This window comes from Flammeovirga sp. SubArs3 (assembly GCF_947387565.1).
GTDB lineage: Bacteria > Bacteroidota > Bacteroidia > Cytophagales > Flammeovirgaceae > Flammeovirga > Flammeovirga agarivorans.
In genome coordinates this window covers 21,086-36,259 of the sequence record NZ_CANDOA010000017.1, presented here as the reverse complement: position 1 = coordinate 36,259, position 15,174 = coordinate 21,086, and the positions used below count along the sequence as shown (strand labels likewise).

Annotated in this window: 12 protein-coding genes; 9 read left to right on the top strand and 3 right to left on the bottom strand. The window is 33.7% G+C overall.

From position 1 onward, the window contains the following. Window positions 1-28: 28 nt before the first annotated feature. A complete protein-coding gene (locus QL232_RS26505; RefSeq protein ID WP_281616422.1) occupies window positions 29-1,642 on the bottom strand; it encodes a mechanosensitive ion channel family protein in 1,614 nt (537 codons plus the stop codon). 100 nt (window positions 1,643-1,742) lie between these two features. Here QL232_RS26505 and QL232_RS26500 point away from each other — a divergent pair, with 100 nt between their 5' ends. The 7 genes from QL232_RS26500 to QL232_RS26470 all read left to right on the top strand — a co-directional run bounded on the left by QL232_RS26500 (window position 1,743) and on the right by QL232_RS26470 (window position 10,815). Next, the gene (locus QL232_RS26500; protein ID WP_281616421.1) at window positions 1,743-2,372 is read left to right on the top strand and encodes an HAD family phosphatase; all 630 of its coding nucleotides are present in this window, start codon (window positions 1,743-1,745) and stop codon (window positions 2,370-2,372) included. A gap of 123 nt (window positions 2,373-2,495) precedes the next feature. Beyond that, complete coding sequence (locus QL232_RS26495; protein ID WP_281616420.1) at window positions 2,496-5,588, top strand: DUF2723 domain-containing protein; 3,093 nt, start codon at window positions 2,496-2,498, stop codon at window positions 5,586-5,588. Between the two features lie 196 nt (window positions 5,589-5,784). Then, window positions 5,785-6,591, top strand: a complete 807-nt coding sequence (locus QL232_RS26490; protein WP_281616419.1) for an acyl-CoA desaturase — start codon at window positions 5,785-5,787, stop codon at window positions 6,589-6,591. 106 nt (window positions 6,592-6,697) lie between these two features. Then, complete coding sequence (locus QL232_RS26485; RefSeq protein ID WP_281616418.1) at window positions 6,698-7,666, top strand: AraC family transcriptional regulator; 969 nt, start codon at window positions 6,698-6,700, stop codon at window positions 7,664-7,666. A 268-nt stretch (window positions 7,667-7,934) separates the two neighbouring features. Continuing rightward, the gene (locus tag QL232_RS26480) at window positions 7,935-8,084 is read left to right on the top strand and encodes a hypothetical protein (RefSeq protein WP_168883950.1); all 150 of its coding nucleotides are present in this window, start codon (window positions 7,935-7,937) and stop codon (window positions 8,082-8,084) included. A 201-nt stretch (window positions 8,085-8,285) separates the two neighbouring features. Further along, window positions 8,286-9,602, top strand: coding sequence for a serine hydrolase (locus tag QL232_RS26475; RefSeq protein ID WP_281616417.1), 1,317 nt, complete (start codon window positions 8,286-8,288; stop codon window positions 9,600-9,602). Between the two features lies 1 nt (window position 9,603). Further along, a complete protein-coding gene (locus tag QL232_RS26470; RefSeq protein ID WP_281616416.1) occupies window positions 9,604-10,815 on the top strand; it encodes a DcaP family trimeric outer membrane transporter in 1,212 nt (403 codons plus the stop codon). Between the two features lie 64 nt (window positions 10,816-10,879). On the opposite strand, the gene QL232_RS26465 is transcribed toward QL232_RS26470, so the two are convergent. Together QL232_RS26465 and QL232_RS26460 are read right to left on the bottom strand one after the other, a co-directional pair. Further along, the gene (locus QL232_RS26465) at window positions 10,880-11,113 is read right to left on the bottom strand and encodes a ferredoxin (RefSeq protein WP_281616415.1); all 234 of its coding nucleotides are present in this window, start codon (window positions 11,111-11,113) and stop codon (window positions 10,880-10,882) included. A gap of 16 nt (window positions 11,114-11,129) precedes the next feature. Continuing rightward, window positions 11,130-12,410, bottom strand: coding sequence for a peptidase U32 family protein (locus tag QL232_RS26460; RefSeq protein ID WP_281616414.1), 1,281 nt, complete (start codon window positions 12,408-12,410; stop codon window positions 11,130-11,132). A 144-nt stretch (window positions 12,411-12,554) separates the two neighbouring features. On the opposite strand from QL232_RS26460, the gene QL232_RS26455 reads away from it, so the two are divergent. Then, a complete protein-coding gene (locus QL232_RS26455; protein WP_281616413.1) occupies window positions 12,555-13,133 on the top strand; it encodes an AraC family transcriptional regulator in 579 nt (192 codons plus the stop codon). A gap of 165 nt (window positions 13,134-13,298) precedes the next feature. Further along, on the top strand, window positions 13,299-15,170 hold the full coding sequence (locus tag QL232_RS26450) for a PAS domain S-box protein (RefSeq protein WP_281616412.1): 1,872 nt from the start codon (window positions 13,299-13,301) through the stop codon (window positions 15,168-15,170). Window positions 15,171-15,174 lie beyond the last annotated feature (4 nt).

Genomic DNA, 15,174 nt, shown 5'->3' with positions numbered 1-15,174 from the left:
CATTTAAAGTAAATGAAGAGCAGAACTTCTAAACTTCTTTGTCTTCTGAGCTCAGGTGAATAGTTTGTGTAGGGAAGGCAAAATTGACACCTACTTTATCAGCTATTTCCATGATGGTAAACATGAGTTCTTCTCTTGATTTTAATTCGATGTCATAATCGTCAGTCACAAAAAATACATTGAGTAAAACATCTATCGAACTAGGAGCAAATTGATATAATCTAACTTGATACCCTTCTTTTTTTGTGATTTCATGTTCATCAATAGCAGTTCTAATTTGTTGAATAAACTCTTTTACTTTATGTCTGTCTGATCCATATTCTAACGAAAGCATAGTTCTAAATCTTCTGAAATGCCTTTTTCCCATATTATTGATGTCATTGTCTGCAGCAAGGTTATTGGGTAGACTCACTAAAGAGTTGTCGAAGGTTCTGATCTTGGTCGTTCTAAACCCAATTTCTTCAACAATTCCTGATTGTCCTTTGACAATAATTGAATCGCCAACTTTGAAAGGTTTGTCTGTAAACAACATAATGGAACCAATGAAATTCTTAACAGTATCCTGAGCAGCAAAAGCAATAATTAAACCTCCGAAAGAAATACCAGTAACCAAGTTATTGATATTGTATCCCATCACTTTTAAAATACTTAGGATACCCAACATCAATGCGACTAATCTAAATGAAGACCTTAGAACTGGTGCTAAATGTCTGTCAATTGAAAACCGCTTTCTTGAAAACATCAATTGAGCAACTAAAATATCAGCGGTTCTAAATAGGAAAGTGGCTATACAAAGTCCAAAGACAAATTTTACGGCAATAGACAGTCCCAACATAATGTAACTATCTAAAAGTAGTAATGGTAATGCTAAATGGAAGAGTAGACAGAGTAGTGCAATAACAACAGGAGAGCTATATTTCTTTATCAGTAAATGGATAATATTAGGGTTTTCCTGTTTAGAAAATAAGACCCTAATTATAACCGAGAATAGCCATTGACTGATGTAATATGTCAAGTATAATGCAAGTAGAAGCACTAAAATTGCTCCCCACTGCCACACTTTGAGCCCTAAGACATATTTTTGTCCTTTATGAACTGAGGAAATAAATTTGATGAACTCTCTGGAATAAGAAGGATAAACTTCTTCAAAGATTGACCTCACCTTTAAAGCAGAATAGCTCGAATATCTCCAACGATCTCCGACTTTTATCAAGTAGATATCGGGTATTTTGCTATCTATGATATAACGCTTTTTCTGTGTGTTTTTTTCTATATAATTCTTCTCTAATGGAAGATCTAGAGTATTCACATAAATTCCTTTTGCAGCAAAGACTAGTTTTAATTCATTGGCCAATTCGATACGATAGTCTAGGTTTCCTACTTTGGTTGGAAAAACGCGAGCAGCAACTTTAGGATGGTAATTATCTTCTTTCAGAAAATCTAAATGAGTGTGTAAAGCGTGGTAAGGAGTACTCTGGGAATACTCTACACTATCATAGATATAGAAGTTGTAAAAATCATGGTCATTGGGATAGCTTTCCATTAAAACTTCTTCTTCATCGCCTGTACTATTTTGGCCAATAGATGTGAAAGGGATAAGAAAACTTAAAACACATAAGAGTGTCAATAAATAATTAGTCATAAATATGAAAACAGTGGTATCTTTAAAGGGTTAAATAGAATTGTTTCAATTCTAACATATTGATTTTAAATAGACAATAATTTTACTTTAATATATTAAAATGACTTACGAAACGATCATTTTTGATTTGGGAGGAGTAATTCTCAATTTAAGATACGAAAATACATTAGAAAAATTCTCAGAAATTATCGGAAAACCAGTAGAACCTTTCTATACTCAAAAGGAACAAACTGAACTTTTTGATGAATACGAAAAAGGAAATATTTCTTCTGATGCATTTAGAAAAGGAATCAAAGAACTACTAAATGAACCCCTTACAGATGATCAAATAGATGAAGCTTGGAATGCCATGTTATTAGATTTACCAGTTGAAAGGGTAGAGATGTTGAAGGAAGTGGCAAAAAACTATAGAATATTCTTATTGTCAAATACCAACGATATTCATATTCAGGCTTTTGATAAAATCGTTTCAGATACTTTAGGAAATGATTTTGGAGACTTTAGAGGTCTTTTTGAAAAAGGGTACTATTCATATGAAATGTCGGATAGGAAACCTCACCCAAGTATTTTTGAAAAGGTTGTCACAGAAAATAACCTTGATAAATCAAAAACATTATTTATTGATGATTCTATTCAACATGTAGAAGGAGCCAAAAAGGCAGGCTTACATGCACATCATTTATCGGATTTAAATGTCATTGGATTTTTAAAATCTATTGGTATTTATTAATAAAGTATGTTAAAAAACTTCAAACTAGACCAAGAAACAAGCGATTTTGAATAGGTAACTGTGTGCAGGTGTTATCAACTGCAGAAATTCCCCTATTTTCGCTCATTGTAAAAAGCAAAAAGAATGAACGAATTCAAGCGACTAAACAATTTGATTGGTTGGACAGCCTTTCTAGTGTCACTAGCTGTCTATACTATTACTATGGAAGAAACTGCATCCTTCTGGGATTGTGGTGAATTTATTGCCGTATCTTATAAGTTAATGGTTCCTCACCCTCCAGGTGCTCCATTATTCTTATTGATCAATAGACTATTTTCTTTCTTAGCCTTTGGTGATGTATTAAAAGTAGCCTGGTGGATTAATTTCCAGTCTGCCTTTATGAGTGCACTTACTATTCTGTTCTTATACTGGACGATAGTAATGTTAGGTATGAAGATTCTTAAGCCTAAAAAAGAAGGATACGATGCAAAAGATAAAATTATCTTATTTGGATCAGGCCTTGTTGGTGCTTTAGCCTACACTTTCTCAGATTCATTTTGGTTCTCAGCAGTAGAGGCAGAGGTATATGCCATGTCTTCAATGTTTACAGCATTGGTATTCTGGGCTATCTTAAAATGGGAATATATCGAAGATAGTGCGTCTTCTAATAGATGGTTAATCATGATTGCATATATCATCGGTTTATCTATTGGTGTCCACTTAGAAAACTTACTTTGTTTACCGGCTGTAGCAATGATTTATTACTACAAAAAGTATCCAAATAATATTACTTGGAAAGGTACGATAGCTTCAATGGCTGCAGGTGGTGCTATTATTCTTGGTATCATTATCATTATAATTCCTGGTTTACCATCATTTGCCTTCTTTATTGATCGCATTTTTGTTAATACATTTGGAGCATCTTTCGGTACAGGTGGTTTATTCTTCTCATTTACTTTAGTTTTTGCTTTAGCTTACGGTATATATTATACTCAGAAGAATGAGATGATTACCTTGAATAACTTACTTCTAGGTACAACTTTCATTTTAGTGGGCTACATGAGTTATACATTGGTTATTATTCGTTCAAACCAATTGACTCCAATTAATGAAAATGCTCCCGATGACCTTTTAGGTTATGTATCATATCTTAAACGTGAACAATATGGTGACAGACCGTTGTTATATGGTCCAACATATGATGCTGAACATGTAGATACTGAGATTGTCGGAGATAAATATAGAGAAGCAAATAGAGCTGGTCAGGATTATTACGAAGTATATGATCAAAAGACAAAAGCTGTATATGCTAAAAAAGATATGATGCTGTTACCTAGAATGTATTCTAGACAACCGCATCATGCAGAGCTATATCGTCAATGGGCAGGTATAGAGCCAGGAAAGAAACCAAATATGGTGGATAACCTGAAGTTCTTATTTAGATACCAGATTGGACATATGTATCTAAGATACTTTATGTGGAACTTTGCTGGTAGAGAAAGTGATGAAAAAGACGCAGCTTTCTTATACCCATGGGATGATATGCAAAAACTCCCTGAATTATTAGAGGAGAATAAAGCAAGATCCAATTTCTATTTCCTTCCTTTACTTTTAGGATTATTGGGAGTAGTATTCCAATACAAAAAGGATGAAAAGAATTTCTATGTAGTAGGCATCCTATTTATTACAATGGGTGTGGCCTTGGTTGGTTACTTAAACTCACCTCCAGTAGAACCTCGTGAACGTGATTATATTTATGCGGCCTCCTTCTATGCATTTGCCATGTGGATTGGATTTGGTGCTTTTGCATTAGCAGAAATACTATCCAATAAGATGGGTAAAAATGGAGCCATTGCAGGTGTTGCAATAAGTTTCATTGTTCCAGTAATTATGGCATTTAATGGATGGGATGGTCATGATAGATCTAACCGTTGGCATTCAGTAGATCAAGCAAGAAATACTTTAGCTTCATGTGCTCCAAATGCTATTTTATTTACAGGAGGAGATAACGATACTTTCCCATTATGGTATGTACAGAATGTAGAAGGTTTTAGAACCGACGTTCGTGTAGCTGTATTAAGTTACTTTAGTACAGGTTGGTATTTAGATCAGATGAGAGAGCAACAATATGAATCTGCTCCTCTTCCATTATCGATATCACCAGAGAATTACATTGAAGGTAAAAACGATTATATACCACTAGTAGAAGATGATAGAGCAAAGAATGGTGTAAACCTAACTACGTTCTTACATTATGTAAATGAAAACAATCCTGCAGTTCAAGTTCAACTTCAAGGAGGATCATCTACTACTAAATATCTATCGAGAACATTTATCTTAGATGTTGATAGTGCTGCTGTAATTAAGAGCGGTATTATTCCAAAAGGAAAAGAAGCTCTAGTAAGACCAAAAATGGCTTGGCAGCTGAAGGGCAATAAAACGTATACATTCAAAAATGAATTAGCATTATTGGATTTAATCTCAACGAATAATTGGGAACGTCCAATCTATTTCAATAATACTTCAGCGAATACAATTAATATGGACCTAAGAAGATACTTATATCTTGAAGGTATGACATATAGATTGTTGCCAGTACCAATTGATGGTGTTGGAGGTGAAGTAGGTGAAGTGAACACTGAAGTGATGCTTGATAATATCAAGAAGTTTGCTTTCAGAGGTTTACAAGATGAAAGTGTTTATTATGATGATGAGTACCGTAAGTTTGGTGCAAATACTAGAAATAACGTTTATCGTCTTGCTGAAACACTTTACTATGATGCATTAATCGAAGACTCTCCAGAAAAGCGTAAGCAATCTAAGGAAGTATTAGACTGGATCTTAGAAATGGTGCCAGATACTACAATTCCTTATAGTTTCTATGCTCCGAAATACATGGACTTGTATTATAGATTGGGAGAAATTGAAAAGGCGAATGCCATCTTCAACCTTTTAGTAAATAGAGATGCAGAGAATGTAGCTTACTATTCACAAACAGGTAAAGGAACTGAAAACGTAGCAAGAAGAAGCTTGATTACATTACAACAACTTTCTCAAATTTTTAAATCTAATGTAAGTGATATTACAGAACGAATCAAAGCTGTAGAAAGTGGTCAGGAAGATGTTGAAGGTAAGAGCCTTACTGAATTGACGAAGTTGAAAGAAGTTTATCAAAACAACTTAAAAGTAGCTCAATCTACTTTCCAAACTAGCTATCAAGATATGATGGGTAGATAATTGATTTGATAAAAAATAAAGGAAAGACCTACTCTAATAGTATTGGAGTAGGTTTTTTTGTGTCTAATTATGAGTGATTTATGAAAGGAAGATGAAAAAAATCATCCTTTTTGTCACAAATACGAAACCTATACTGTTTTAGGGTAGAATCAGTTCATTAATTGAAACGACTTTCTGTTCCTTAAACACTATATTTATGTATGTAATTATCGCATTTTTCATAATACATTGGTACACTTCTTTATTCTTCCAAACATTTTTCTTGCATAGATATGCAGCACATCAAATGTTTACAATGTCTAAAGGGTGGGAGAAAGTATTCTTTGTACTTACGTACATTTTCCAGGGCTCTAACTATTTAAGTGCCTATGGTTATGGAATTATGCACAGAATGCACCATGCATTTGCGGATACTGAAGAGGATCCTCATTCACCGAAGTATTCACCATCGTTATTTGCAATGATGTGGACAACAAAAAATATTTACACTGATATTTGCAAAGGTAAAGTTGAGGTAGATCCTAAATTCACGAAGAATGTTCCAGAATGGCACTCATTTGATAAAATTGCAAGTAGCTGGTACTCTCGTTTAGGGTGGAGTTTTGCATACATTGGATTTTATGTATACTGTTACTCTACATTCGATTTATCTCCATGGATCTTTTTATTATTACCAATCCACTTCTTAATGGCACCAGTACATGGAGCAATTATTAACTGGTTTGCTCATATCTATGGTTACAGAAACTTTGAAGTAAGTGATACATCGACAAACTTCTTACCTTTTGATTTCCTAATGATGGGAGAGTCATACCATAACAACCACCATGCACATGGTTCTAGACCAAATTTTGGAGGTATTAGATGGCATGAAATCGATCCAACATATATTGTTATCAAAATACTAGATGCAACAGGAGTGATCCAGTTGAAAAAGAAAAAATCATCAGGCAAAGAAAAGGCAGCAGAACCGAAAAAAGGAAATGTTGCAGCAGCCGTTTAGATAATATAAAGGTCAGGTTTAAGTTTTAAGCCTGACCTTTTTTTGTTAGAGATTCAATAAACTAATTATTTTTATTAATTTCTTGGGTGAAATAGATACCAAGAAAATGAAGAATTATAATATAGAATCCAGTGAGTATACACCTCATAATAGCTATGAGATCTTAGCAGATGATTTTGAGGGTACTTGGAATGGAGAAGAATTAGAAATAGATAATGAAGACCTCAACATAAAAATAACATCCTTCAAATACATGGATGGAATGTATGTTGGTTACCTAAACTTTCATAGTAATATACAAGTTACTTTCTCTAATGAACCCAACGACGATAAACACTTTATCATTTTAAGAATTGGCTATTCTGGTACTTACTCTAAAGAGGATAAGTTTAGAAAGTTTAATCATGATGGCATTTTTATTTATAATGCTAATCAACAATTTAATATCGAGTATCCTTATCAGATCAATTGTCAGTGGGTAACAATTCGATTTCCTCTTGATGTTTTTAATTTTTTTGATGAAGGCTTTGAATCTAAACTAAAAAAACTTCTTAGCACTGAAGGGACGTGGTTTCATTACTTTACACTAGATCCTGAGATTGAAGGTTATGTCAATGAGTTAGTAAAATCGAATGAGAATAAAGTGAAACGGAAATTTTCTTTTTTCTCTAGAGCCTTAGATATTCTAGGAGCTTTAAAAGAAAAAATGGAAAATGATCTGATGACAAAATCTAATATCAAGATCCACCCTGATGATTTTAGTAGTATGGTTTTATTAAAGGATAAAATCCTAACAGATTACACCGAACCACCCAACTTAAATGACCTTAGTATGGAACTAGGTATGAGTGTGTCTAAACTCAATAGAAACTTTAAAGCTGTTTATCAATTACCAATTCTTCAATATTTCAATCAGCATAGAACGGAAGAGACCTACAGACAAGTAAAATATACGGATAAAAGTCTAACAGAGATTGCTAGTGACTTAGGCTATAGCCATGTAGGACATTTGAGTAGAACATTTAAGAAGCATTTTGGTTATGCTCCTTCTAGTATAAGAGGAACGTTAAAGTAAGGAAACCCAAAAAAGTATCAACTTAACCGTTTTGATTTTTTCATGTAAATAGATTTTTATTTTATGTAAATCATTCTATACCAATTTATTGACTTTTGTATCAAGGGAAATAAGAAGCCTCTTTAATAAAATAGAAGTCAAAAAGTAATAGAATGAAAAATCATAAAAAAAATTTCTCAGTAGTAAAGAAGCATATAGTATAGAATGGACAGGTGAAAAAGGAGAAAGAAATTCTGCACAATGGGACCATGTATGGGCAGATGGAAGTATGTTCAAACATGGAAATATGCACCAAGGTATTTATGTAGATGCCGATAGAGATTTCTGTGCCTTTGTATTTTCTAATACACCAAATGAAAGATCTGACAAAGCTCCAGGTTTTATGAGAGCAGTAGCTAAAAAAGTAGCTGGAAAATAAAATAGATTAAATGTTTAGATAGGTAAATCGCTCATTAGAAGAGGTATTCGTACTGATTTTAATGGGCTTTTTTATACAGCAATTAATACGTAGTCAAATTGCTGTAATTTGATTAATACGTGTAATTTCTATCAATTTTTGTGCAATTGATTGGTCGTTTAGAGTGAGATATTTGTTCTATCAATCAATCTTAATTACAAAATGAAAAAAACACTATTATCCTCATTGTTAGTAGGAATATCTATTTCTCAACTGTTCGCACAAGGAGCTAATATTCATGAGCAAAAAGGAGATTATAGAACTCCAATTTCAGAATTTAGAAATGGTTTTACTCAAAATCAAGTTCAAAAATTTAGAGAAAATTATAACCTGTCTCATTTATTAAAAGGTGGAGATGATGCAGTTTGGTGGGGCTTAAGAACGTCAGAATTATTTCCTACATCCATCTTGGAACCTACACAAGAAACAATGGAGCTAGGGATTAATCTAGATACTAAAATTGGAGAAGTTAAAGCCAATACAAAGCACTTCGGAGAAATATCTTTAGATGATTTTATGGTGCATCCTCACAGTTATGCGCAAGGGTTTCTTGTAGTACATAAAGGTGAAATCGTTTATGAGAATTATCAGGGGATGACTGAAAAAGACCATCATGTGTGGATGTCATGTGCTAAAATAATTCCAGGTTTAGCCGTTGATCTATTGATCTCAGATGGAAAAATAAATGAAGAATTACCTATAGAACATTATATCCATGAATTTAGGCATACTGCTTATGGTAAAATTAAAGTGAAGGATATAATGGATATGACAGCAGGGCTTAATTCAGGAGAGAATGATCTAACACGTTCAGATTCAAATTCTATTGCGACAAGGTTATTTCTAGCAGGGTTTGGTTTACCATTTAAAGGAGAGCATCAGAAAGTAAAAGATGTACTAAAAAGTGCAGAATATCAGAATCTGGCAGGGATGAAATTAGAATACAGTTCATCAAATACTGAGATGCTAGTTTTATTGGTAGAGTCTGTGACAGGAAAACCATTTTCAGCATTTGTAGATCAAAGGATTTATTCAAAAATAGGAGCTGAATCCTCTTTAAATATTCACTTATCACCTGATGGTATAGCATTAGGACATGGTGTCGTTTCAAGTAGATTAAGAGACATGGCTCGAGTGGGTATGTTGTATACGCCTAGTTGGAATAAAATAGCTACTGAGCAAGTTGTGTCATCAGAGATTTTGGAGAAAATACAAAAAGGTACAAGGTCGAAGGAATTTTATAGGAACGGATATGATGGTCCTGTTTTTATAGATCGATTAGAGGATGATAGCATGATTTCTAATTCAAGACAATGGGATGCAGTCTGGTCCAATGGTGATTTTTGGAAAGCAGGATTACAAGGTCAAGGTATTTATGTTTCTCCTGAAAAAGACCTGGTTATCGTATTTTTTTCAACAAATGGACAAGATGATTCTGTTCATAGGTATGTTCGTCAAATCGCTAATGTAATACAGTAATATGAAAAAGATTCAACTATTCATTATTGCCTGTTTACTATTCGCAGGTGATATATATGCACAAGGCTTCGTGTCTGATCAACTAAACAAAAATAAAGATACAGTAGAATGGGAAGATCCTTCTTTTCCAGGTTCTTGGTCCGTTTCAGGGAATGGAAAGGTAAGAATGAAAATCGGAGGATATATGAAAAATGATTTTGTCTATGATGTTAATGGAACTAGAGATAAAACTCAATTCCTCATGTCAACTATTCCTGTTCAAGGAGAAGCGGATTATGGTAGTTCTGGTTATATCAGTTTCTTTTCTAAAGAGACAAGAATCAACCTTGATGTAAGAAGTAAAGTCAATAATACGCCTGTCCAAATGTTTGTAGAAGGGGATTTCTTTTCTGCTACAGGAAATCAGTTTAGAATGAGACATGCTTATATAAAAGTAGGAGGGTTTACTTTCGGACAAACTTGGACCAATCTTACATTCTTAGAAACCCTTCCTTTTATTATCGATTTTGCTGCAGGTGATGCATTATTTGGAGGGAGATCAAATCAGATTAGATATGAGACTGATATCAATCAGAATTGGATGTTTGGAGCAAGTATTGAATACTTGGAAAATATGGGTATAGAAAACCCTAATTCATTACATGGTGTTGCCCAAGCACAGTTACCTCTTATCTCAATGAAATTTGTTTACCATAAGAAAAACACAAAGCTATTCTTCGGAGCAAGTGCAGCTCAATTAAATTGGACTGGAGGCCCAGAGGGAATGAATGCTTCTACTCCACAATTGGATGTAATTTTTGGCGGTAAGCGACAAATTGATAGAAAAAATTCTGTTTCTTGGAATGTAAACTATGGTATTGGCTCTGGTGAAAATATCTTAGCCTTTATTGGAAGTAATGCCAATGCTGTTTTAACCCAAGACGGGCAGTTAGTTTCTATGCAGTCTTTCTCTGCATTAGTAGGATACACCCATCATTGGAATGACAAATTATCTTCTAATTTCTCTTATGCTTACGGTTGGTTAATGGATATTCCTGATTCAAGAGATCCTTTTGCACTAAAAGCAGGTGGTATTTCACACATCAATTTAATTTGGCAACCGTTAAAGTATTTTTCAACAGGTATTGAATACATGAGAGGTACGCAGCGAACAGCCAATAGTAATTTGGGAACAGCGAATAGATTTCAGCTGATGACAAAATTTGATTTCTAAACGAATAAAAAAAAGAGGTTGATATTATCGAAATATCAACCTCTTTATATAAATCAAAACAGTTCTAAAACTCTTTGACTTTTATGATTTTTACAGGACATGCTTCTGCAGCCTTTACATTTTCGTCTAGTTCAATAGGACTTATCTTTGTAGTGTAGAACCCTTTTTTATTGACTCCACCAACCAAAGTAGCTTTCCCATCTCTTTTTGACATCACCCATCTGTCTGGAGCAAACTCCACACAATAGTTACAGCCAATGCATTTATTTCGTTGATGCGTAATTGTAATTTTACTCATGATCGTTTTTAACGAATTAAGCTTCTACAGTTTCTGCATCCACTAGTTTATACAATTTATCAGAAGGACGAATTTGTGTATCCAATTTGATACTGAAAGTATCGCCTTTTACAGCCATTTCTTTCTTACCTTCATCGTTTACATGTAATTCTTCAACCACAGTCTCAACAACTCCAGTAGTCGGTCCAGTGATTAATAGTTTATCACCTACTTTTACTTTTTGAGTTTCCAGTTGGAATTCAGCCACTTGGATATTTTTGAAATAACGACGACCGTTACCCAAGAATACTTTTCTAGTTTTGGCTTTAGAACCATGCTGGTCAGTCCACTTACCCATTTCTTGACCAAGGTAGTAACCACCCCAGAATCCACGGTTGTAAACTTCAGTCATACGCTCTTTCCACTGCTCACCTTTTTCTTTAGTGTAAGTACCATCAAAGTAGCTGTCAATTGCTTCTCTGTAACATTGAGCAACTGTTTTTACATATTCAGGTCCTTTACCACGTCCTTCGATTTTTAATACTCTTACTCCTGTATCTAATAATTGATCTAGGAAGTCGATAGTACATAAATCTTCAGGAGACATGATGTATTCGTTATCGATTTCTAACTCATGTCCGTCTTCGATATCGATTACCTTATATTTTCTACGGCAGTTTTGTACACAAGCACCTCTATTGGCTGATGAGTTTTGTGTATGTAGTGATAAGTAACACTTACCAGAAACAGCCATACACAATGCACCATGAGCAAATACTTCAACTTCTACTAATTCGCCAGAAGGACCAGTGATATTCTCATTTTTGATCGTATCACAAATAGTCTTCATTTGAACCATAGAAAGCTCTCTTGAAAGTACCATTACATCTGCAAATGTTGAGTAGAAACGTACTGTCTCTGCATTTGTAATATTTACTTGAGTAGAAATATGAACTTCTACACCTACTCTGAAAGCATAGGCAATTACTGCTTGGTCAGAAGCGATAATTGCTGTAATACCAGATTCCTTAACACGGTCAACAACTCTACGCATAATTGATAAATCATGTTCGTAGATAATTGTGTTCAGAGTTAAATATGATCTTACACCGTTTTCATTACAAATACGGGCAACTTCCTCAAGATCATCAAGAGTGAAGTTCATAGAGGCACGCGCTCTCATGTTGAGTTGCTCTACCCCAAAATATATAGAGTCGGCTCCACCTTGAATGGCAGCCATCATTGAGTCAAATCCTCCTGCAGGAGCCATTAGCTCAACGGGTCTCTTTGTTGCAGGTTTTTTAAATTTCTGATCCACTTATCGTTAATTTTAAAATTCGGAATGCAAATTTAGGTTGAATTTTTAAGGCAATCAATTTTTATTTAAATTAGATTACCTTTATTCTATGATAATCAATGCAATAGTACGAAAAACTGTTCTTGAAACCATATTTATTCACAAATGATAGACCTTTTAACCCTGAAAATCAAAAACATGGTATGCGATAGATGCATTCATGTAGTCTGGCAAACATTATTAGATATCGATGCTTCAGTAGATAGAGTAGAGCTTGGAACGGTCTATTTACAAGTGCCACTATCGAAAGATCAACAAACTTTATTAGAACAAAAATTAGGGGCATTAGGTTTTGAAATTCTTAATGATAAACAGAAAGAGGTAGTGGAGAGTGTTAAGAATTTTATCCACGATAAGTTTCAAAATCTCTCAATGACCACTTGGAATGAAAACTTCTCAGATCAATTACAAAAGCATATAGGAAAGGATTATTCTTATGTGAGTAAACTATTTTCGCTTACAGAAGGGGTGACAATAGAAAAATTCTTATCTAAGCAAAAGATCGAAAAATCAAAAGAATTGATCTCCTATGATGAAATGTCGTTAGCCGAAATTGCTGATTTATTAGGCTTTAGTAGTTCGCAGTATCTTTCGAGTAAATTCAAGCAAACAATTGGTTTAACACCTTCCGAATTTAAAAAGCAGATGCATAAACCAATGCGAAAAAGTTTGGATGAAATATAACTATTTCTTGATTACACACGTTATTATTCTTATATTAAAACTCATTAACTAGAATAGTTGCTATGAGCAAATTTTTGCCCTGATAAGAATTGAATGACTAGAAAAGATCTACTTTATAATAATCTACTTAGGTTACAACAAAGATTTTTCGAACAAAAACCTAATATGAAAGATTTCATGGAATCTTTGCTTGATAACATTATGGATTATCAACAAGCATATTATGGATCTGTTTGTCGCCTACTTACTGACGGTACAGTGGATAACTGTATCATACGGTTTAATAAAAGAAAAACTTCATCCCCTAACTTAGATCCACTTGTTCGAAAAGTATTTCATACCAAAGAAATTCTTCAAAATGAAGAAGGACAAGTGATATGTCCCATAATTAACTCAAAAACCGATGAGGTTGAAGCCTGTTTTGTATTATTAATTCCCAAAAATGGCAGCATATTAGATGATAATGCTCTATCTCAGGTAAGAGCAATTGCAGAAATGGCTCTGTCTCAAGCTTCATTAGAAATGGAGGAAGTATCAACTACAATTCATCAAAAAGGTGATTTTGAAGAAGATGATATTACTTACAAGCCATTTTTTACTGATACAGTAGGTTTATGTGCCATTGTGGAACCACATACTTGTGATTTTTTGTTCTTAAATAAAACATGGGAGAGAATCTTAGGCTATTCTATAGAAGAATTAAAGTCTTACCCTTTCATGAATTGGTTGCATGTGGATGATATCAATGATTCTTTGGCTGTTTTTCAAGAAGTATACGAAGGAAAAGCAGTGAAATCATTTATCAATAGGTACAGAACCAAATGGGGAGAATACAAATATTTTGAATGGGATATTACCCGTAACATTGATAATGGACTGATTTATTGTATCGGAAAAGACATTACGAAACAACATGAAAATCATGAAAAATTATTTTTCCAATCTACAATCCTAAGAGGTGTTCAAGATTCAGTATTAGTGATCGATTTGGAAGGAAAGGTTTCGTTCGTCAATGATTCAGTAATTCAACTTACAGGTTATCCAAGAAACTATTTACTCGGGAGATCATTAAATGTAATATTAAAGGGGCTTGATAAGAGTAATTCTTTTAGTATTTCAGCTGAGGATGTACTCAAAAATGATAATACCATCGAGCTTCAAATTCAGAATAAAAACGATGAGTTTATCTGGGTAGAAGTTAGAACGTCAATCTTATCAGATGTCTATGGTGATTCTATTGGGTTCTTAGGTATCATTAAAGATATCACACCAAGAAAGGAATACGAAGAGACACTAATGAAGAGAAATGAAGCATTGAGTAAAGCCAACAAAGAGTTGGATAACTTCGTTTATCGAGTTTCTCATGATTTAAGAGCTCCAATTACTTCTGCTTTAGGGTTGATCGAACTATCAATGGATGCATCACTAGAGCAAGTAAAAGAATACTTGGAGTTACAACAAAGAAGTTTAATGAAATTGGATAGCTTTATTCATGATATTCTTAATTATTCTAGGAATAACAGAATGGAATTGCGTCCAGTTAAGATAAATATAAAAGAGCTTTTACATTCAACAGTAGATCAGTATAGATTTATCAATCAATACATTGAAACTACTGTAAACATCAATATAGAGGTACAAAATGAATTGTATTGTGATGAGTCCAGATTGTCTGTGATTCTAAATAATATTATCTCTAATGCTTTTAAGTTTACCTCAAGAATTTTAAAACCTACGATTAATATAAAAGCATTAGTAGAACCATCTGATTTGATATTAACGATTGAAGATAATGGTATAGGCATTAAAAATGAACATATAGAAAAGATCTTTGATATGTTCTATAGAGCTACTGATATGAACAATGGTTCTGGTTTAGGACTTTATATTGTTCAAGAAGCGGTTAAAAAATTAGGAGGAGATATCACTGTTGATTCTGTGATTAACGAAGGGACTACTTTTCAGATTGTGATACCTAATTTATGGAGTATTTTTCCAACCGGCATCATGGTATCAAAAGAAAAGGCCACCAACTAGGTGA

What these genes read in the sequence shown, in the direction of transcription:
- QL232_RS26505 (WP_281616422.1), bottom strand. Translation starts at nt 1,642, where the DNA reads ATGACTAATTATTTATTGACACTCTTATGTGTTTTAAGTTTTCTTATC.
- QL232_RS26500 (WP_281616421.1), top strand. Translation starts at nt 1,743, where the DNA reads ATGACTTACGAAACGATCATTTTTGATTTGGGAGGAGTAATTCTCAAT.
- QL232_RS26495 (WP_281616420.1), top strand. Translation starts at nt 2,496, where the DNA reads ATGAACGAATTCAAGCGACTAAACAATTTGATTGGTTGGACAGCCTTT.
- QL232_RS26490 (WP_281616419.1), top strand. Translation starts at nt 5,785, where the DNA reads ATGTATGTAATTATCGCATTTTTCATAATACATTGGTACACTTCTTTA.
- QL232_RS26485 (WP_281616418.1), top strand. Translation starts at nt 6,698, where the DNA reads ATGAAGAATTATAATATAGAATCCAGTGAGTATACACCTCATAATAGC.
- QL232_RS26480 (WP_168883950.1), top strand. Translation starts at nt 7,935, where the DNA reads ATGTTCAAACATGGAAATATGCACCAAGGTATTTATGTAGATGCCGAT.
- QL232_RS26475 (WP_281616417.1), top strand. Translation starts at nt 8,286, where the DNA reads ATGAAAAAAACACTATTATCCTCATTGTTAGTAGGAATATCTATTTCT.
- QL232_RS26470 (WP_281616416.1), top strand. Translation starts at nt 9,604, where the DNA reads ATGAAAAAGATTCAACTATTCATTATTGCCTGTTTACTATTCGCAGGT.
- QL232_RS26465 (WP_281616415.1), bottom strand. Translation starts at nt 11,113, where the DNA reads ATGAGTAAAATTACAATTACGCATCAACGAAATAAATGCATTGGCTGT.
- QL232_RS26455 (WP_281616413.1), top strand. Translation starts at nt 12,555, where the DNA reads ATGATAGACCTTTTAACCCTGAAAATCAAAAACATGGTATGCGATAGA.
- QL232_RS26450 (WP_281616412.1), top strand. Translation starts at nt 13,299, where the DNA reads ATGAAAGATTTCATGGAATCTTTGCTTGATAACATTATGGATTATCAA.